At 69.7% G+C, this 18,327-nt stretch carries 18 protein-coding genes and 1 tRNA gene; 9 read left to right on the forward strand and 10 right to left on the reverse strand.

The genetic code is table 11. The features are described from left to right. Positions 1-141: 141 nt before the first annotated feature. Positions 142-336 (forward strand): hypothetical protein, encoded by a 195-nt coding sequence (locus AB0N59_RS04595; RefSeq protein ID WP_363479367.1) that lies wholly within the window; start codon positions 142-144, stop codon positions 334-336. Positions 337-354: 18 nt separating this feature from the next. Here AB0N59_RS04595 and AB0N59_RS04600 read toward each other — a convergent pair whose 3' ends face one another. Beyond that, on the reverse strand, positions 355-1,557 hold the full coding sequence (locus AB0N59_RS04600) for an aminotransferase class V-fold PLP-dependent enzyme (RefSeq protein WP_363479369.1): 1,203 nt from the start codon (positions 1,555-1,557) through the stop codon (positions 355-357). Between the two features lie 86 nt (positions 1,558-1,643). On the opposite strand from AB0N59_RS04600, the gene AB0N59_RS04605 reads away from it, so the two are divergent. Then, a complete protein-coding gene (locus AB0N59_RS04605) occupies positions 1,644-2,087 on the forward strand; it encodes an Lrp/AsnC family transcriptional regulator (protein ID WP_363479372.1) in 444 nt (147 codons plus the stop codon). 56 nt (positions 2,088-2,143) lie between these two features. Here the strand turns inward: AB0N59_RS04605 and AB0N59_RS04610 are convergent, their stop codons facing one another. Both AB0N59_RS04610 and AB0N59_RS04615 read right to left on the reverse strand, forming a co-directional pair. Beyond that, positions 2,144-3,541: an aldehyde dehydrogenase family protein gene (locus tag AB0N59_RS04610; RefSeq protein ID WP_363479375.1), complete on the reverse strand. Its 1,398-nt coding sequence runs from the start codon at positions 3,539-3,541 to the stop codon at positions 2,144-2,146. Next, entirely contained in the window at positions 3,538-4,593 is a 1,056-nt protein-coding gene (locus AB0N59_RS04615) for a homoserine dehydrogenase (RefSeq protein WP_363479378.1), read from the reverse strand. The genes AB0N59_RS04610 and AB0N59_RS04615 overlap by 4 nt, the downstream gene beginning before the upstream one ends. A 356-nt stretch (positions 4,594-4,949) precedes the next feature. On the opposite strand from AB0N59_RS04615, the gene AB0N59_RS04620 reads away from it, so the two are divergent. The 3 genes from AB0N59_RS04620 to AB0N59_RS04630 are packed head-to-tail and all read left to right on the forward strand — an operon-like array spanning position 4,950 to position 8,233. Further along, positions 4,950-6,338 carry an amino acid permease gene (locus AB0N59_RS04620; RefSeq protein WP_363481201.1) on the forward strand — a complete coding sequence of 463 codons (1,389 nt, stop codon included), beginning with the start codon at positions 4,950-4,952 and terminating at the stop codon, positions 6,336-6,338. Beyond that, the gene (alr, locus tag AB0N59_RS04625) at positions 6,335-7,456 is read left to right on the forward strand and encodes an alanine racemase (RefSeq protein WP_363479381.1); all 1,122 of its coding nucleotides are present in this window, start codon (positions 6,335-6,337) and stop codon (positions 7,454-7,456) included. Before AB0N59_RS04620 ends, alr begins: the two co-directional genes overlap by 4 nt. A gap of 30 nt (positions 7,457-7,486) precedes the next feature. Continuing rightward, entirely contained in the window at positions 7,487-8,233 is a 747-nt protein-coding gene (locus AB0N59_RS04630) for an IclR family transcriptional regulator C-terminal domain-containing protein (protein WP_363479384.1), read from the forward strand. Here AB0N59_RS04630 and AB0N59_RS04635 read toward each other — a convergent pair. Beyond that, the gene (locus AB0N59_RS04635; protein WP_363479387.1) at positions 8,230-8,967 is read right to left on the reverse strand and encodes an IclR family transcriptional regulator; all 738 of its coding nucleotides are present in this window, start codon (positions 8,965-8,967) and stop codon (positions 8,230-8,232) included. The two genes, AB0N59_RS04630 and AB0N59_RS04635, sit on opposite strands and share 4 nt — an antisense overlap. 62 nt (positions 8,968-9,029) lie before the next feature. Then, positions 9,030-9,103: transfer RNA gene (locus AB0N59_RS04640), tRNA-Gly, on the reverse strand. A gap of 256 nt (positions 9,104-9,359) precedes the next feature. Here AB0N59_RS04640 and AB0N59_RS04645 point away from each other — a divergent pair. The 4 genes from AB0N59_RS04645 to AB0N59_RS04660 are packed head-to-tail and all read left to right on the forward strand — an operon-like array spanning position 9,360 to position 13,052. Next, on the forward strand, positions 9,360-10,304 hold the full coding sequence (locus AB0N59_RS04645; protein ID WP_363479390.1) for an ABC transporter ATP-binding protein: 945 nt from the start codon (positions 9,360-9,362) through the stop codon (positions 10,302-10,304). Then, positions 10,301-11,110, forward strand: coding sequence for an ABC transporter permease (locus AB0N59_RS04650; RefSeq protein WP_363479393.1), 810 nt, complete (start codon positions 10,301-10,303; stop codon positions 11,108-11,110). The genes AB0N59_RS04645 and AB0N59_RS04650 overlap by 4 nt, the downstream gene beginning before the upstream one ends. 26 nt (positions 11,111-11,136) lie before the next feature. Next, positions 11,137-12,390, forward strand: coding sequence for a histidine kinase (locus tag AB0N59_RS04655; RefSeq protein ID WP_363479396.1), 1,254 nt, complete (start codon positions 11,137-11,139; stop codon positions 12,388-12,390). Continuing rightward, positions 12,387-13,052, forward strand: coding sequence for a response regulator transcription factor (locus AB0N59_RS04660; RefSeq protein ID WP_363479399.1), 666 nt, complete (start codon positions 12,387-12,389; stop codon positions 13,050-13,052). Before AB0N59_RS04655 ends, AB0N59_RS04660 begins: the two co-directional genes overlap by 4 nt. Positions 13,053-13,068: 16 nt before the next feature. On the opposite strand, the gene AB0N59_RS04665 is transcribed toward AB0N59_RS04660, so the two are convergent. The 5 genes from AB0N59_RS04665 to AB0N59_RS04685 all read right to left on the reverse strand — a co-directional run bounded on the left by AB0N59_RS04665 (position 13,069) and on the right by AB0N59_RS04685 (position 18,209). Then, positions 13,069-14,292 (reverse strand): HAMP domain-containing sensor histidine kinase, encoded by a 1,224-nt coding sequence (locus AB0N59_RS04665; RefSeq protein WP_363479402.1) that lies wholly within the window; start codon positions 14,290-14,292, stop codon positions 13,069-13,071. Then, on the reverse strand, positions 14,285-15,004 hold the full coding sequence (locus tag AB0N59_RS04670; protein WP_363479405.1) for a response regulator transcription factor: 720 nt from the start codon (positions 15,002-15,004) through the stop codon (positions 14,285-14,287). The genes AB0N59_RS04665 and AB0N59_RS04670 overlap by 8 nt, the downstream gene beginning before the upstream one ends. A gap of 50 nt (positions 15,005-15,054) precedes the next feature. Further along, complete coding sequence (locus tag AB0N59_RS04675; RefSeq protein WP_363479408.1) at positions 15,055-16,920, reverse strand: Ig-like domain-containing protein; 1,866 nt, start codon at positions 16,918-16,920, stop codon at positions 15,055-15,057. A 124-nt stretch (positions 16,921-17,044) separates the two neighbouring features. Then, the gene (locus AB0N59_RS04680; RefSeq protein ID WP_363479411.1) at positions 17,045-17,575 is read right to left on the reverse strand and encodes a signal peptidase I; all 531 of its coding nucleotides are present in this window, start codon (positions 17,573-17,575) and stop codon (positions 17,045-17,047) included. 67 nt (positions 17,576-17,642) lie between these two features. Then, positions 17,643-18,209, reverse strand: coding sequence for a TasA family protein (locus AB0N59_RS04685; RefSeq protein ID WP_363479414.1), 567 nt, complete (start codon positions 18,207-18,209; stop codon positions 17,643-17,645). Positions 18,210-18,327: the final 118 nt, after the last annotated feature.

Here is an 18,327-nt window from a genome sequence, read left to right on the forward strand (position 1 = left end):
ACCTTCGTCGGTTCTCTCGCGAAATATCCGGAGAATTTAAGCAGTTCGCAAGGAGGACGCGGATGCGTGACCTGCAGGACTCTCCTCGACGCGGCGCGCAACCCCCGCCCGGTGCGGGGAAGCGGTGGCTAGAGTGCGGGCATGAGCGAGCAGAATGCGGAAGATCTCAGCGGTCTGGACGAGGCGATGGTCGAGCGGCCGCAGAACGGCACCGCGACCCGAGCCGACGAGATCGCCAAGCTGCAGCAACTGCGCGACAGGGCGCTCGAGCAGGGTGATGCCGACCGGGTCGAGCAGCTCGACATGCGGTTGAGCGTGCTTCGCCTGGGGGAGTAGGCGGCACGAGGCCCCAGCTCAGCCGGGGAAGGTCTCATCCAGCGCGGCGGCGAGGTCGTCGAGGAGGTCATCGGTGTCCTCCAGGCCGACGGACAGCCGCAGGTGGCCGTGGACGCGGAACGGCTCGGGGTACGTCGCCACGCGTCCTCCTTCTGTTCCCGTGTGGACGATGAGGGAGTCGTCGTGTCCCAGTGAGAACCCGGAGGTGATGAGGCGCAGGTTCGCGACGAATCGATTCTGCGTGTCAGGGGTGCCCTTCACGGCGAAGGCCATCATCCCGCCGAAGCCGGCCCCGCCGAACTGGCGTGCGGCGAGGTCGTGGTCAGGATGCGTGTCCAGTCCGGGGTAGGCGATGTACTCGACGCGCGGGTCCGCGCTCAGCATCTCGGCGATGCGCTGGGCGGATCCGAAGTGCTGGCGCAGGCGGAGCGGCAGGGTCACGGTGCCTCTCTGGATCTGCCAGGCGTTGAAGGGCGAGATGATGCCGCCCACGTCGACCATGGCATCGGCCTTGATCGGCTCGATGAGTTCCCGCCGTCCGGTCACAGACCCGCCCATCGCATCGCCGTGACCGTTGATGTACTTCGTGAGCGAGTGGACGACGAGATCCGCTCCGTCGCGGATCGGACGGTAGAACGGAGGCGGGGAGAAGGTGGAATCCACCATCAGCAGCGCGCCCGACGCGTGTGCGATCTCGGCGACCGCCGCCACATCGGCGACCTTGGTCGTGGGGTTCGCGATGGCCTCTATGCACACCAGGCGCGTCGTCGGTCGCATCGCCGCCCGAACCGCGTCGAGGTCGCTGATGTCGACGAACGTGGCTTCGAGTCCGTACCGCTGCGGCAGCAGCTCGGTCCACAGCCGCCACGTGGCCTCGTAGACCACGTCGCTGACGACGACGTGGTCACCGGCTCGCACGTGCGTGAAGAAGACGGCGTGCAGGGCGGCCACCCCTGACGCCAGCGCCACCGCGTCTTCCGCTTCGTCGAAGGCGGCGAGCTTGTTCTCGAGCGCGACCTGGTTCACGCCGGAGTTGCGCGTGTAGAGGCCCGCAGCCGTCGCCGACCAGCTGATCTCGCTCGGGTCGTCGGGGAGCTGGTACGAGTTGGCCATCACGAGCGGCGTGCGCAGGGCCTGGGTCGAGTCGAGCTCGACGCCGCCGTGGACGGCGAGGCTCAGGTCGGACAGGGTGAGCGCTTGCGTGCGATCGGGGCGGGTCACGGTGTCTCCTTCGACGGCGAGATGACGATGGTGTCAGCCTAGGGTGCATAATAAACACACGCAAATGTTTATATCGCAATGGAGTGATGATGGAACGTTCGCCGCTCGACCAGACCGACCGCACCATACTGAGCGCGCTGACCGAGGACGCCCGGGTGTCTCTGGTGGCGCTGGCGGCGCGCGTGCACCTGTCGCGGAACGCCGTGAAGCAGAGGATCGAGCGGATGGAGCGTCAGGGTGTGATCGCCGGCTACACCGTCGTGCCGGGGCGCGCGGGCGCCGCCCGGGTCACAGCGACGGTGCTGGTCTACCGCACCGACCGGATGCGCGGCGGCGGGGTCATCGCCGAGATCGCCCGGATCCCCGAGGTCAAGCGGTGCGACGTGATGTCGGGGGAGTTCGACCTCCTGGTCTCGCTGGACGCGGACTCCATGGAGCGCATCGGCGAGATCTGGGAGATCCTGGCGGCCCTCCCCGGTGTCGAGAACACGGTCACGTCGGTGACCCTGACCCGGGTGGTGGACCGCTGAGACCTCGCGGGGGAGCAGGGTATCCCCCTGGACCCCTGCTCTCCCGCGAGGAGCCTTCACAGCGCGATGCAGGTGACCTTCGGCTGGGTCATCTCCTCGTATGCGAAGCGCACGCCCTCGCGGCCCATGCTCCCGTACTTCGCGCCACCGAACGGCATGCTGTCGATCCGGTAGTCCGACGAGTCGTTGATCATGACGCCGCCCGCCTCGAGCGCCTCTGACACGCGCAGTGCCCGTGCGAGGTCGGAGGTGAAGACGCCGGCGTGCAGCGCATAGTCGACGCTGTTCGCCTCCGCGATGGCGGCCTCTTCGGTGTCGAAAGGCGCCAGGGACACGACCGGGGCGAAGGCCTCGTCGCTCCACAGCTCGCATGCGGTGTCGACGTTCTCGACGACGGTCGGCCAGTACACCGAGCCCTCACGGTGATGACCGGCGATGACCTGCGCGCCGGCAGCGACCGCATCGTCGACGATCCGCTGCGCGTTCCGCGCCGCGGCCTCGGTGATCATCGGGCCGACGTCGGTGGACGGGTCGGACGGGTCGCCGGCGCGCAGCAGCATCGTTCGCGCAGCGAAGCGGTCGCGGAACGAGTCGTAGACGGAGCGCTCCACGAGGATGCGCTGAGCGCCGACGCAGTTCTGCCCCGCCGCCCAGAAGGCGCCGGACACGCACGCCTCCACGGCGGCATCCAGGTCGGCATCCGCGAACACGAGGATCGGGGCGTTGCCGCCGAGCTCCATGGCCAGTCTCTTGATCCCGGCCGTCCGGGCGATCGCATCACCCGTCGCGAAGCCTCCGGTGAAGGAGACCATCCGGATGTCGCGAACGGCGATGAGCGCCTGGGTGACCGTCCGATCACCGTGGACCGTCGTGATGATCTCATCCGGAAGGCCCGCTTCCGTCAGGATCTCCACGAGCAGACCTGCCGTCAGCGGCGTGAGCTGCGACGGCTTCAGGATGACGGCATTGCCGCCGGCGATCGCCGGGCCGAGCTTGTGCGCGACGAGGTTGAGCGCGTCGTTGTAGGGCGTGATGGCGAGGATGATGCCGAGGGGCTCACGGGTGAACCATCCGCGCCGGCGGGAGGAGCCTTCGAACGCGTCGAAAGGGATGACCTCGCCGTCTGCCGAACGGGCCGCCTCGGCGGAGAGGGACAGCGTGCTGACCGCACGCGACACCTCCTTCCTCGCCTGGGTGATCGTCTTGCCCGCTTCGCGGACGATGAGTTCGGCAGCCTCATCCGCACGTGCGCTGAGCAGGCGCGAGGCGCGGTCGAGGATCGTGTGCCGGGTGTGCCGCGTCAGCTCCTTCGACAGCGTCGCCCCCAGACGGGCACGGGCCATGATGGCATCGACGTCTTCCACTCGGCTCTGATCGACGTGGGCGATCAGCTCGCCCGAGTAGGGGTTGCAGACCGCGAGCCTCTCGTCTGCGGCGAGGACGGCGGGGGTCATCGTCCAGCCCCCGCGAAGGAGCGCTGCCGCTCGTCGATGGCGATGATGTCTGACAGCAGTGCGTAGGCGGTCTCCATCCGCCCCGCGCCAGGGCCCGAGACCGTCACCGTCCCGAGCAGATCCGTGGTGAACGACACGGCGTTGGTCGCTCCGGAGATGCCGGCGAGCGGGTGGTCGGCCGGCAGCGACCGCGGCGCGACGGATGCCGTGACCGCGCCTGCGGCGTCGGTCTCCACGGATCCGATCAGCTTCCACCGCTCGCCGGCGGCTCCTGCGGCGATGATGTCGCCGGCCGTGATCCCGGTGATCCCGGTGCGAGCGACGTCAGCGGTCGTGATGTCCGCTCCGAGCACCTCATTGGCGAGGATCGCGACCTTGAGCTGCACGTCGGAGCCTTCGATGTCCGCCGTCGGGTCGGCCTCGGCGTAACCCAGCGCCTGGGCCTCGGCGACCGCCGCCTCGAGGCTCTTGCCGGATTCCATCTCGCCCAGCACGAAGTTGCTCGTGCCGTTGAGGATGCCTTCGATGCGGGTGATCTGCAGGCCCTTGAGCGTCGAGGATGCGAAGCGCAGCACGGGGGTGCCGCTCATCACCGAGCCCTCGTATTCGAAGAAGGCGTGGTTGTCCGCGGCCACGCGGTTCAGCTCGGCGCCGGCGATGGCGACCGGGCCCTTGTTGGTCGTGGTGACGCTCTTCCCGCTCTCGAGTGCGGCCCGCACGTGCGAGACGGCGGGTTCGCCGTCGACCGGGTTGGTGAATGTGGCCTCCACGACGATGTCGGCGGTGCTGTTGCGGATCACGTAGTCGTTGCGCGGTTCTGCGTGGCCTCCGGGCATCGACGCGAAGGAGTCGTCCCCGGTCATGGCGAACACCGCGTCGAGGTCGATGCCGTCGGCCTGCATGAGCGAGCCGAGGCGCAGATCGGTGATGGCCACGACGCGAAGGCCGAAGCCGAGCTCGTCTTCCAGGTCCGCGCCGCGGTCGCGGATGATCTCGGCGAGCGCACGGTTGACGCCCCCGAAGCCGATGAGGGCCAGGTCGTGGTGGGTCACGGGTTTCTCCTTGTTCGTTGGTGCGGCGGGTGACAGTGCCGCGCCGGTAGTCCCATGATCAGTCGCGTCGACGTCCGTGCACCCGTGCCGGGAAGGCGGTGGCCGATGCCGTAATGTCGGTGCGCATGCCCGCATGTCACGAGAACGGGAGTGGGCCTCTTGCGTCGCGATCCAGGAGCGGATATCGTCCCCGAGACAGCAGACGCCTTGCTGCATAGTCACATTGATGTGAAAATGATGCACACCCGACCCGAATGAGAGTTCCAATGACGCCTCTTCCAGGGGAGAAGACTCTTCCCAACTCCCTGCCGCAGACCACCGCCACCCAGGTGCCGCTCCGGCGTCTGCAGCGGACGATGGACGCCCGCCACCTGATCATGATCGCCCTCGGGGGAGTGATCGGCTCCGGACTCTTCCTGAGCTCGGGATACACGATCTCCCAGGCCGGGCCGCTCGGCGCGATCATCGCCTACCTCGTCGGCGCCGCCGTCGTCTACCTGGTGATGGCATGCCTCGGCGAGCTCGCCATCGCGTACCCCGTCTCGGGAGCGTTCCACATCTACGCGGCCCGTTCCATCGGCCCCGCCACGGGCTTCACCACCGCCTGGCTCTACTGGCTCTGCTGGGTCGTGGCGCTCGGATCGGAGTTCACCGCCTCGGGCATCCTCATGCAGCGCTGGTTCCCGGCCGTGCCGGTCTGGGTGTGGTGCCTGATCTTCGCCGCCATCCTCTTCACGCTGAACGCCATCTCGGCCCGCGTGTTCGGAGAGGCGGAGTTCTGGTTCTCCCTCGTCAAGGTGCTCGCCATCGTGGCGCTGATCGTTCTCGGCGCAGCGGCGATCTTCGGGTTCACCCCGCTGTCCGGCGAGCATCCGCCGGCTCTGCTCCTGAGCAACTTCGACACCGGCGAAGGACTGTTCCCCAACGGGTTCAGCGGAGTCATCGTCACCGCCCTGGCCGTGTTCTACGCCTTCAGCGGGTCCGAGCTGATCGGAGTCGCGGCCGGCGAGACCAAGGATCCGGCCAAGAACATCCCGCGGGCGCTGCGTTCGACGGTGCTGCGACTGCTGATCCTGTTCGTCGGCGCCATCGCGGTCATCGCGGCGATCATCCCGTGGCAGGAGGCCGGCCTGACCAGCAGCCCCTTCGTGGACGTCTTCCAGTACGTCGGCGTGCCGTTCGCGCCCGACATCATGAACTTCGTCATCATCACCGCGCTGCTGTCCGCAGGGAACAGTGGACTGTTCTCCTGCGCTCGGATGCTGTTCTCCCTCGCGGAGGAGGGGCACGCCCCGCAGGCCTTCACCAAGCTCACGAAGCGCGGTGTGCCGCTGTTCGCCCTCTCGGTGAGCATTCTCATCGGCCTCGTCTCGCTGCTCACCAGCGTGATCGCCGCCGACACCGTGTACCTGGTGCTGGTGTCCATCGCGGGGTTCGCGGTGGTCGCGGTCTGGATGTCCATCGTGGCGTCGCAGTTCTTCCACCGTCGGCGGTTCGTGCGAGAGGGCGGTGTCGTCGCGGATCTGTCGTACCGCACCCCCTGGTACCCGTTCCTTCCCATCCTCGCGTTCGTGGTGCTGCTGATCTCGGTGGTGGCCATCGCCTTCGACCCCAACCAGGTCGCCGCGCTGTACTTCGGCGTCCCCTTCGTCGGCGCGTGCTACCTGTACTTCTGGCTCCGCCACGGTCGCAAGGGAAAGCAGCAGACCCCGCGCATCGATCGAGAATCGGCACCCGCTGAGTGAAGCCCCCGTTCCCGGCTCGCGGCTGGGTCGAGATCGACTCAGCCGCGCTCGCCCACAACGTGAGCACGATCCGCGCAGAGCTCGGCGACGCCGTCGAGTTCTGCGCGGTCGTGAAGGCCGACGCATACGGCCATGGTGTCGACATCGTCGTCCCGGTGCTGCAGGCCGCGGGGGTCGAGGTCATCGGCGTGGCCTCCAACGCGGAGGCAGACCGGGTTCGCCGCTGCGGCTTCCGGGGTCGCCTCATACGCGTGCGCCCCGGGGCTGCCGACGAGATCAGCGACGGTGTGCCCCTCGGCATCGAGGAGTGGATCGGCGGGCCTGCTCACGCAGACGTCGTCCGGTCCGTCGCCCGCCGGCGACGCCGGCCCATCGCGAGCCATCTCTCGCTGAACTCGACGGGTCTGAGCCGTGACGGATGGGATGTCGGGGCCGCGGGCGAAGCGGATGCTGTTCGCCGGGTGTTCGCCGACGAGTCATTCGACATCGTGGGCGTGTGCACGCATTTCCCGCGCGAGGATGCCGACGACGTTCGACGGGGGACGGCGCGGTTCCTGCTCGAATGCAGCAGCGTCGCCCCGGCGAAGAGCGCCGTGACCCGCCATTGCGCGACGACGTACGCCGGCCTGCACGTGCCCGAGAGCCGGCTCGACATGGTGCGCATCGGGGCCGGGCTCTACGGCGACACCTCCGCGCTCGACGGTGCCCTGCGCCCGGCGATGCGCGTGCTCTCCACCGTCACCGCGGTCAACTCCTACCGACGCGGAAGCTCGGTCGGGTACGACGGCTGGCACCGGCTCGAGCACGACGCGACGCTGGCACTGATCCCCCTCGGCTATGCGGATGGATTCCACCGGAGCCTCAGCGGCCGGGGCGAGGTCCTGGTCCGCGGAGAGCGTGCGAGGATCATCGACCGCATCGCGATGAACGGCTTCCTCGTCGATGTGACCCGCATCCCCGGGGTCGCACCGGGCGACGAGGTCGTTCTCTTCGGCCGCAGCGGTGCGGAGTGCATCACCTCGGATGACATCGAGCGCTCGCACGGTCACATCGCCGCCGATCTCTATCCGAGCTGGGGGCAGCTGCTGCCGCGGTTCGCCGTGCAGCCCACCGGATAGAGTTGCTGTTCGTCACACGAAGGGGGCGGGATGACGTCGTCTCTGACTCAGGGGCTGAGTCTGCTGGGTGCTGTGATCGATCAGGAGCGGCGCAATCAGCCCGGCCTGAACGCGTCGCGGCTGGCCGAGCAGACGGGGATCGAGCGAAGCAGGGTGTCCCGCCTCAGCCGCGAGCTTCGCGCTCGGGAGATGCTGCAGCGCGATGAGACGGCGACTCTCTCGGCGGGCAGCGCCTTCTTCCGGACGGCGTCGGCGCTGAACACAGGGTGGCTGCGCGCCTCGCGGCCGGCGCTCCGCTCGCTCAGCTCCGGTCTCGGCGTGCATGCCCTGATCACCGTGGCGAACGGTCCGCGTGCGATGCTGCTGCGCTACGAGCTCGCGTCGAACGACTTCGACCGCTCCATCCGCGACGGACTGGTGACCCCGATCTGGTGCACCGGCGCAGGGCGTGCCCTGCTCTGGGATCATTCCGCGAACGACCTGGCGAGCCTGCTCGACGGCGTGCAGTTCAGCGGCGTGGGAGGTCCGCACGCGCCGCGCTCCGTCGACGAGGTGCACGACCGTCTCGAGCGCGACCGGGAAGCAGGCGTCATCTCCGCCGACCAGGAGTACGACGAGGGCGTCGACGAGTACGCCGTGCCGATCCGGCATCGAGGAGCCGTCATCGCGTCGCTGGCGGTGAGGGGTCGGCACCGGCCGGCGGGCATCAGCCGCGCGATGCGCTCGACGCTCGTGCACCTGGCGGACGAGCTGTCGATCGCCGCGGATGCCGACTAGCGAGCACCCAGCAGTTCACTGAGCGCCGCAGCCGCCTGGGCGCATGCGTCACCGCACTTCTCGGTGCGGCCCACCATGTCGGAGTACGCGCCGACCACTTGGATCGCCGCGACCACCTCCTGGCGGAAGTCCCACACCGGCGCCGCGACCGAGTACAGCCCCGGTTCCGCCTCCTGATCCACGATGCAGTACCCGCGCTCGCGATCCGCGCGAAGCCGAACCAGCAGATCATCGACCGAGCCCGGCGTGTTCGGGCCCTGCGCCCGGAACGTCGTCGACGAGAAGACGGCGCGCACCTCGTCGTCCGACGCGTCCCACAGCGTGGCGCGGCCCGCATCGCTGCAGTACGCAGGGTATGAACGGCCGATCCAGGAGCCGATCATCCGCGTCGTGGGCGGAAGGCTCTCGAGCACCGTCAGGGTCGTGCTTCCCTGCAGCACGCCGAGGAAGGCGGCTTCGCCGACCGTGGTGGCGAGGTCATCCAGTACGGCGAGCCCGTGCTGATGCATCCGATGTGCCGTGAGCTCCTGCGCGGTCGCGTACCACGACCACGCCAGGTCGTACCCTCGCCCCGCGCCGCGCGTGATGTACCCCTGCTTGTCCAGCGCCGCCAGAGACCGCGACACCTGGGACCGCTCGCGACCGAGCATGGTCGCGATCTCGGACACCGTCGCGGGGCGCCCTTCTGCGACGACATCCGCCACAGCGCTGAGGACGTCGAATCCTCGGCCCATACTGCTCGTCGCGACCTGCATACGACGACAGTACCGTCAGGCGCCGATGTCGAATCGGCTCATGGAGGGGCTGACGGGAATCGAACCCGCGCTGTCTGCTTGGGAAGCAGAAGTTCTGCCATTGAACTACAGCCCCGCACGCCCGGAGGCGCGTGGCAAGCATAACAAAGGTGCTCAGGATGCTCGCGCGGCGTCGGGGATCTCGGACGACACGCTGCCGGCACGCCCACCGCACGGGGGACACGCCGTCCGCGAACCGGATGGTCCGAGATTTCCGACATCGCTCGACCCCGCCGGCGCCCGGGAAGTAGTACCACGGGATGACCCGGGCCACCCAGAGTCACTCTGCAGGCGGACGCGGCACGGGCATCCCTATCCGTAGCGTCGAAGGCATGATCACAGCAGAGGGCCTCGGCAAGAGGTACGGAGACAAGGTCGCCGTCGACGACGTGTCGTTCACGGTGCGCCCGGGCAGCGTCACGGGCTTCCTGGGGCCGAACGGCGCCGGCAAATCGACCACCATGCGCATGATCGTGGGGCTCGATCGTCCGACATCCGGTCGCGTCATGATCAACGGCCAGAGCTACACCGACCTCAAGGCGCCGCTGGGCGAAGTCGGCGTGCTGCTCGACGCCAAGGCCGTGCACACCGGCCGCAGCGCCCGCAACCATCTGCGCGCCATGGCCGCGACGCACGGCATCCCGGCATCCCGCGTCGACGAGGTGATCGAGATCACCGGAATCGGCTCGGTCGCTCGCAAGCGCGCAGGCGGTTTCTCGCTCGGCATGGGCCAGCGGCTCGGCATCGCGGCCGCCCTGCTCGGCGACCCGCACACCCTCATCCTCGACGAGCCGGTCAACGGCCTTGATCCCGAAGGCGTGCGCTGGGTGCGCCAGTTCGTCCGCCACGCGGCATCCGAGGGGCGCACCGTGCTTCTCTCCAGCCACCTCATGAGCGAGATGGCGCAGACGGCCGACCACGTGATCGTGCTCGGCCGCGGCAAGGTGCTCGCCGACGCCCGGCTGCCCGAGCTCGTCCGTGCCTGGACCACCGAGCGCGTGCACGTGCGCAGCCCTCGTGCGGCAGAGCTGGCCGACGCGCTCGCCGGCTCCGAGGTCGAGGTCACGAGCAGCGATCGGTTCACGCTCGACGTGACGGGTCTGCCGGCATCGCGCATCGGCGACATCGCCGCCGACCGCGGCATCGCCGTGCACGAGCTCACCCCCACGAGCGGCTCGCTCGAAGACGCCTACCTCGCCCTCACGGGCGACGCCGTCGAATACCGCACCCGCGAGGTCCCGCAGGACGTCGCCCCTCTCGAGGAGGCCCGCGCATGACCGCCATCCAGGCCCGCGCCACGCACATCCCCACCACCGCATCGCACGTGTCGCTCGGTCGGCAGCTGCGCAGCGAGCTCATCAAGCTGCTCTCGGTGCGCGGCACCTGGTGGTCCGTCGCGATCGTGGCTGTGCTCACCGTCGGCATCGCGGTGCTCTTCGGCGCCAACCTGCCCAAGGGCATGGGCAACCCGATCATGGTGATCGTCGCACCCGTGCAGTTCACGATGCTTCTCGCCGGCATCCTGGGGGTCATCTCGGTCACCGGCGAGTACTCGACCGGCATGATCCGCTCGACGCTCACCGCCAACCCGCGACGCGGCTCGGTGCTCGCGGCGAAGGCCGCCGTGCTCGCGGGGTTCCTGTTCGCCGTGTCGCTCGTGATCTTCGTCGCTGCCGCGCTCATCGTCACGCCGATCCTCGCCGCCGATGGCGTGACGTTCGACTGGGCGACACCGGATGCCGTGATCCTGCCCATCCTGTCGGCATCCGCCGCCATGGCGCTGTTCTCGCTGATCGGCGTCGGACTCGGCTTCCTGCTGCGCTCTGGTGCGGGCGCGATCGCCGCCACGGTCGGCATCATCTTCGTGCTGCCGGTGATCTTCGGCCTGGTCGGCTCGTTCCTGCCCGACTTCACCTGGCTGATCGACGCGGCGGACTACCTGCCGGCATCCGCCGCGCCCAGCGCGATCCTGCCCGCCGACGTGAACACGCTGGGCGGCGCGGAGTCGTGGCTGACGCTCGGCGGATGGGCCGCGGTCTCGCTCGTCGCCGGGTGGGCGACGCTGCGCGGGCGGGATGCCTGAGAGCACCGCCACGTAGAGTCGTGAGCGTGTCTTCACCGCGCAGCCGCAGCTCGGACGTCCTCGCAGACGACGGGCTGCGGCTGCCGCGTCCGCCCGGGGTGATCAGGCGGTTCTGGGCCAGGCATCCGCTCTTCGCCGACATTCTCATCGCCCTGATCTGCCTGACGGCCTCGTTCGGCGTCAGCGCGATCCCGGACGACCCCTACCCGGTGGTGTCGCCCGCCGCGAGCGCCGTGCTGGGCATCGTGACCGTCACCTCGTGCGTTCTGCTCGTGTGGCGGCGCACCCGCACGACCACGGCCGTCGTGGCAGCCATCATCGTCGACCTCACGCTGCTGGTGACCACGGCCTCGACCGGTTCTCCCATGTTCACGGTCGCGGTCTACACCGTCGCCGTGTACCGCTCGACGCGCCTCGCGTGGATCTGGCTGGGCGTCGGCTGCACGGCCGTCACCGCGCTCGCCCTCGCGATGCTGCTCGCCGGCGACCTCACCCTGCAGGACCTGTGGAACGCCATGCTCTCGGTGACGGTGCCGGGTGTGATCGGCGTTCTCATCGGCATGAACATCGGCGGTCGCCGCCGCTATGTCGAGGCGATCATCGACCGGTCGCGGCAGCTGCTCGTCGAGCGGGATCAGCAGGCCCAGCTGGCGGCGGCCGCCGAGCGCGACCGCATCGCGCGCGAGATGCACGACATCGTGTCGCATTCGCTGACCGTCGTCGTGGCCCTGTCGGAGGGCGCGGCCGCGACCGACGACCGCAGCCGCTCTCGCGATGCGTCGCTCGCAGCCGCCCGCACCGCCCGCTCCGCTCTCACCGAGATGCGCTCGATGCTCGGCGTGCTGCGCGACGGCGACTCGGATGCCTCACTCGCGCCCCTCGAGCCCGCCAGCCCCGCCGCGACCGTGGCGGCCGCCCAGGCGGCGGGATTCCCGGCATCCATCGCCGTTCGAGGCGACCCCGACCCCGCTCCCGCCGTGCGGTTCGCGGTCGGACGCATCGTGCAGGAAGGGGTGACGAACGCCATCCGTCACGCGCCGTCCGCCACGGCCATCGACGTGCGCATCGACCACGCCGCGACGCCGCTGATCATCGAGATCGTCAACGACGGGGCCACCGGAGAACCGTCCGAAGCCGGATTCGGCCTGCGCGGGCTGGCCGAGCGGGCCGCGCTGCTCGGCGGCCGGGTCGTGTCCGCTCCCGCCGGCGCCGGGCGATGGATGCTGCGAGCCGAACTGCCGCATCGCACCCGCGAGCTGCTCGAAGGAGCCGAGTCGTGACCGCTCAGATCCGCGTTCTGCTGGTCGACGACCAGCCGCTCATCCGGCTCGGCTTCCGCATGGTGCTCGACGCCGAGCCCGACGTCGAGGTGGTCGGTGAGGCGGCCGACGGCGCCGAGGCGATCGCCCGGGTCGCGGCCATCGGCCCCGACGTGGTGCTCATGGACATCCGGATGCCCGGGATCGACGGCATAGCCGCGACGGATGCCATCGTGCGCAGCCACCCCGGCACCAGGGTGCTCGTGCTGACCACGTTCGACCTCGACGAGTACGCCTTCGCGGCGATCCGCGCCGGCGCGAGCGGCTTCCTGCTGAAGGACGCCGAGCGGCACGAGCTCGTCTCGGCCGTGCGCGCCGTGCACCGCGGCGACGGAGTGCTCGCCCCGCGTGTGACGCGGGCGCTGCTCGACAGGGTCTCGGGGCAGGGCGAGGGGGCGCGCACGGCATCCGGACCGGTCGCCGACCCGACCTCGGGGCTCACCGAGCGCGAGCGGGAGGTGTTCCTCGCGATCGCGCAGGGACTCACGAACGGCGAGATCGCCCAGCGGTTCTTCCTCGGCGAGTCGACGGTCAAGACGCACGTGGGGCGCGTGCTCGCCAAGCTCGGCGCGCGCGACCGCATCCACCTGGTGATCCTCGCGTACGAGGCCGGGCTGGTCTGAGGGCGCCGGTCGACGCTCAGGCGCGGGCGGGCAGGATCAGCGAGAACCTGGTCGTCGCCATGCCCTCGAGCAGCAGGTGACCGCCCAGGCTCTCGGCGAGCTCGGCAGACAGAGCCAGGCCGATGCCCTCTCCGGAGGTGGCGTTGCGCTGGGTGGCGCCGCGCTGGAAGATCTCATTGCCGCCCGGGCGCGCGCCCTCGTCGGCAACCTGCACCGTCACGTACTCGGCACGACGCGAACCGCTGATCGTGATCTCGCCCCTGCCGTGCTTCAGCGCGTTGTGCAGCAGCACATCGAGGATCTGCGAGGCCGCCGCGGGCGCATCGCCGAGCGCGGCATCGGCTGAGCCGATCCGGATGCGACGCCCGGATGCCTCGGCCTGCGGAGTCCACCGTGCGGCCGCGGCGTGGATCGCCTCTCCGAGCGGCTCGAAGGTGCCCGAACCGGGGGTCTCGCCCCTGGCGAACTCGAGCAGCTGCGAGATGGCGTCGGCCAGTCGGTCGATCTCGCGCACGGCGTGATCCAGCTGCTCGCGCACCACCGGTGCGGTCTGCGGCCACAGCGACAGGTCTTCGAGCTCGAGGCGAAGCGCGGTGATCGGGGTGCGCAGCTGGTGCGAGGCATTGGCGGCGAACTCGTGCTCACGGCGGATCCGGTTCTCGAGCGTCGCGGCGCTGTCGCGCAGCGCGGCGTCGATGGCGCGCGCCTCTGGTATCCGCAACGGCTCGGACGACGGTCGCAGCTGTCCTCTGCCGATGTCGCGCACGGTCTCGAGGATCTTCAGGAACGGGCGCGACAGGCTGCGGGCGAGCAGCACGGCCACGACCGTCGAGATGACGAGCAGGCCGATGCCGATGACGATGACCGGAGCGATGGCGGTGGTGACGCGGTCGGCGACCACCTCGCCTGAGCGGGTGAACGCGACGGTGCCGCCTCCGGCGACGTCGGCGGAGCGCGTGATGTCGCCCGCGGCGGGCGTGCCGCCGGCCTGCACGGCATCGCCGCTCGCCGGGCGGTACTCGACGCTCTCGCCCTCGGTGAGCAGCGATGCGAGGAACGCCTCGTCGACGGGCTTGCCGCGGTCGTCGATCACGGCGGCGACCACTCCTGCCATCCGTCCGGCGTACTGGGTCTCGGAGGCGTGCACGAGGTCGGCGACCATGATGATGCGCGGCACGCCGTAGAGCGCGATGATGCCCAGCGCCAGGGCGAGGAAGGCGACGATGAGGCGCCTACGCATCGGCGCCCTCATCGAGCCTGAAGCCGACGCCCCGCAGTGTCGTGATGCGCACGTCGGCCCCCGACTCCTCGAGTTTCTGGCGCAGTCGGGCGACCGTCACGTCGAGCGTCTTGGTCGATCCGAACCAGTTCTCGTCCCACACCTGGTCCATCAGCCGCTCGCGGGTGACGACCGCGCCGCGCGTGGCGTCGAGCTGGGCGAGCAGGTCGAACTCCTTGGTGCTCAGCGCGATCTCGCGCGTGCCGACGAGCACGCGTCGCGCCGCGACATCGACGACGAGCGTCGGCGCGGGCGCCGCGGAGGCGGCATCCGGATGCCCTGTCTCGACCGGCGCGGCCGGGACCGAGGTTCCGCTGCGGCGAAGCAGCGCGCGCAGGCGCGCGAGCAGCTCGGCCAGCGCGAACGGCTTGGCGATGTAGTCGTCTGCGCCGACGTCGAGGCCGACGACGCGGTCGAGCTCGCCGTCTCGGGCGGTGAGGATGACGATGCCCCCGGCGAAGTCCTGCTCGCGCAGGCGACGGCAGACGTCGAGGCCGTCCATGTCGGGCAGGCCGAGATCGAGCACCACGAGGTCGACGTCGTCTCCTGCGCGCTCGAGCGCAGAGCCGCCGTCGGCGACCCGCTCGACCACGTAGCCCTCGCGGTCGAGGGTGCGCAGCAGCGGCACCGCGATGCCGTCGTCGTCTTCGACCACCAGGATTCTTCGCCCCACGTGGTCGAGGCTATCAACCTCGTCCTCGCCCGATATACCGGTGTGTGACATCAGAACTCCCTGTCGAGTGCGCCGGTCTCGGTGACCGGCGCGTTCGTGCTGCGCACACCGGTGAGATCGGTGGCGTTGGTCGACGGCGTCCAGATCATGGCGCCGCTGGTCGTCGCGGTGCGCACGGCGCCGCCCGAGGCGAGCGATCCGACGGTGACGGTGACCACGGTCACCGGCGCGCCGTTGACGGTCGCGGTCGTCGCGGTCATCGTCGCCGCGTAGGTCGAGGTCTTGCCGGTCTTGATGTAGTCGCCGCGCAGGTTGACCGATCCGAGGTTCACCGGGGTGCTGCCGATGAGCACGTCGACGCTGTCTGCTGTGGAGCCGGTGCCGACCCCGGTCAGTCCGCCGTCGCGCAGGCGCAGGGTCACGGCCGTCGAGCCGCCGTTCCAGCCCGCCGCGATGCTCGCCGGGCTCATCTGCTTGCTGTACGTGAACGTGATCGAGTCGCCCGCGTCCACGCGGCCGGCCGTGCCTGCGCCGTTGGCCGTCTGGACGTCTGCGCCGCGAACCGGGGCGTTGTCGACGCGGCGGTTCGTCACGATGGCCGAGGTCGTCGTCTTGCCTGCGCCGTCGACGAGCACGGCGCGCAGGTCGTACGCGGCGTCGGCGACGGTCGTGGTGTTCCACGAGCATGAGTACGGTGCGGCGGTGCGCGCGCAGACGGTCGTCCAGCTCGTGGTGCCGGCCGGGGCGTACTGGATGGTCACCGAGGCGACTCCGGCGGTGGAGTTCGCCTGAGCGGTCAGCGTCGTGGTTCCTGAGAGGTAGGCGGCGGGGTCGTCCAGTGAGACCGACGACATCGTGTTGTCGACCGTGCGGCTCGCGGTCGATGCCGAGGTCGTCGTGTTGCCGGCGAGGTCGGCGGCGACGGCGCGGAAGATGTACGAGCCGTTCGCGAGCCCGAGGGTGCTGAAGCGGCAGGAGTACGGCGACTCGGTCACGACGCACGCGGTCGTCCATGCCCCGCCGACGGCCTGGTACTGGATCGTCACCGACGCGATGCCGGAGTCGGCGTCCGCCGCCGTCGCGCTCAGCGTCACCGCACCGCTGAGCGGCGAGGTCGGGGTCGTCATCGACACCGTCGGGGCGGTGTTGTCGATCGTGATGTCGGTGTAGACGGTCGAGTACACGGTCGTGCCGATCGCCGGAGTCGCCTTGGCGCGCAGATCGTAGGTTCCGCTCGCGATGCCGGTCGTCGACCAGTCGCGCATGCAGGTCGCGCCGCCCAGCAGGTTCGGGCAGCCGACGCTGATCGTGGTCCATCGACCCGACCCGGCGACGGAGTACTCGAACGACAGGTTGTAGGCGGCGAGCATGTCGGCGTTCTGCAGGCTGGCCTGAAGCGGCACGGTGCCGCGCAGCACGTCACCCGGATCGGTGAGCACGATGCCGAACGCGTTGCTGACGCTCACGCGCACCGCGGCGGACGTCGTCGAGTACCCGGAGTTGTCTGTGGCGATGGCGCGCACGTCGTATGCGCCATCGGCGACCGTCGCCGTCTGCCAGGTGCAGGTGTACGGCGAGGCGGTGAGCGAGCACAGGGTCGTCCAGGTCGAGCCGCCGACGGGCTGCGACTGCACGACCACGGTCTTCACGCCGGTCTCGCCGTCGGCGGCGTGCACAGTGAGCGCCGCCGCGCCCTTCAGGGGGGCTGAGGGGGCGACGACGCTCACGGTCGGGGGAGTCCAGTCGGCGGCGGCGCCGACCGTGCTCGCGGTGTTGGTCGACTGCGACGTGTACGCCGCGGTCGAGAAGCGCAGACCGTTGAAGCCGGCGACGGCCAGCAGCGCGCAGAGCAGAACCGCGAGTGCGGTGCTGCGCAGAGCGGTGCCGGGCATGGTCGCGGCCCTTCCTTCGGTCATGTACTCGACGTTACGGAGCGGTGGGTTACAGCCGTGCCACACGAGTCCCTCAGCCGCGACACGATCTCAGGCAAGGTCTGCGATCAGTCCGGCAGGCCCCGCATCAGGGGGGGGCAGGCGGCGATCAACCGCGCAGGCCCCGGATCAGGTCGCGCAGGAAGAGTGCGGCGATGATCGCGGCAGGAAGGCCGATGGCCAGCATCCGGATGCCAGGCATCGACAGCACGATGAAGATCCAGCCGATCCCAGGGACCCAGCCCTCGACGCGCGGCTGAACGGTCGCCGCCAGGGTGAAGGTCCACGGGTCGGCGCTCGCGTTGGCGTCGCCCTGGGTCCGCAGGATGCGCCCGCCCTCGACGGCGGGGTCGTCGGTGATCGACAGGATGCGGTGGGTGACCGGCTCGTCGATGCCCGACTCCGCCGGCGGGATGTACGTGATGATGTCGCCGACCTCCAGGTCGGCGACGGGCACCTGTCGCTCGTAGACGACGGTGCCGCGCTCGAACGTGCCCGACATCGATCCGCCCGTGATGACGTAGCGGTCGAAGCCGAGCACGGACGGGACGAGCATGAGCGCTGCGATCGCCGTGGCGATGAGGACGGTGATCGTCATCAGGGTGGTGCCGATCACTCGGGTCGTCCGCGCAGTGCTCATGCTCGTCCTTCTTCTGATCTCGGGTGATCAGCTGGTGGGTGAGGGGTCAGCTCACCGGTCTGAGGTCTTACTGGTTGAACGTCTCGGCCGCGCCCTGCTTGGCATCCCAGGTGTAGGTCGCCTTCGCCGTCTTGCCCTGCTCGGTGTTGTCGGCGCTCTGCGCGAGGGTGGTGCTGAAGGTGTAGTCGCGCTTCTCGCCGGCGGCGAACGTGCCGAGGTCGAGCGGGCCGGCCTTCGTGAGCGCGCCGAACGTTCCCGACCACACGGGGGTCGTCGAGCCGGCGCGGGTGATGACGAGGGTGAGGTTGTCGGCCTTCACGAAGCCGTTGACCGCGTTCTCGGTGAGGGTGAACGAGGCGGGCAGGCTGCCGGAGTTGGTGATGGTCACCGAGCCGTTGAGCGTGTCGCCCGGCTTGAGGTTCGCGAGGTCGAAGATCGCCTTGTCGGCCTTCGAGTTCTGCTGCGAGAGGGTGCCGGTGCTGAACGCGTTGGCGGTGTTGACCGAGTTCGACACGAAGTCGGCGCCGGAGCCGACAGCGACCGCGGCTGCGACGAGCAGGCCGGCCAGCGGAACGATGGCGAGACGCTTGCGCGACTTCGCGGGGGCGGCTGCGGTGGTGGTGGTCTCGTTCATGGTCTTCCGTTCTGCGGGGCCGGATCTCCGGCGGCTGTTCGTGGGGGAAAGCTTGTGGTTCGACGCTACGGAGGCGGCGACTACGGCTCTGCCACGGCAGGGCAACACAGCCGCCCCG

It is taken from the genome of Microbacterium sp. NPDC089321, from assembly GCF_040684935.1.
Taxonomy (GTDB): Bacteria; Actinomycetota; Actinomycetes; order Actinomycetales; family Microbacteriaceae; genus Microbacterium.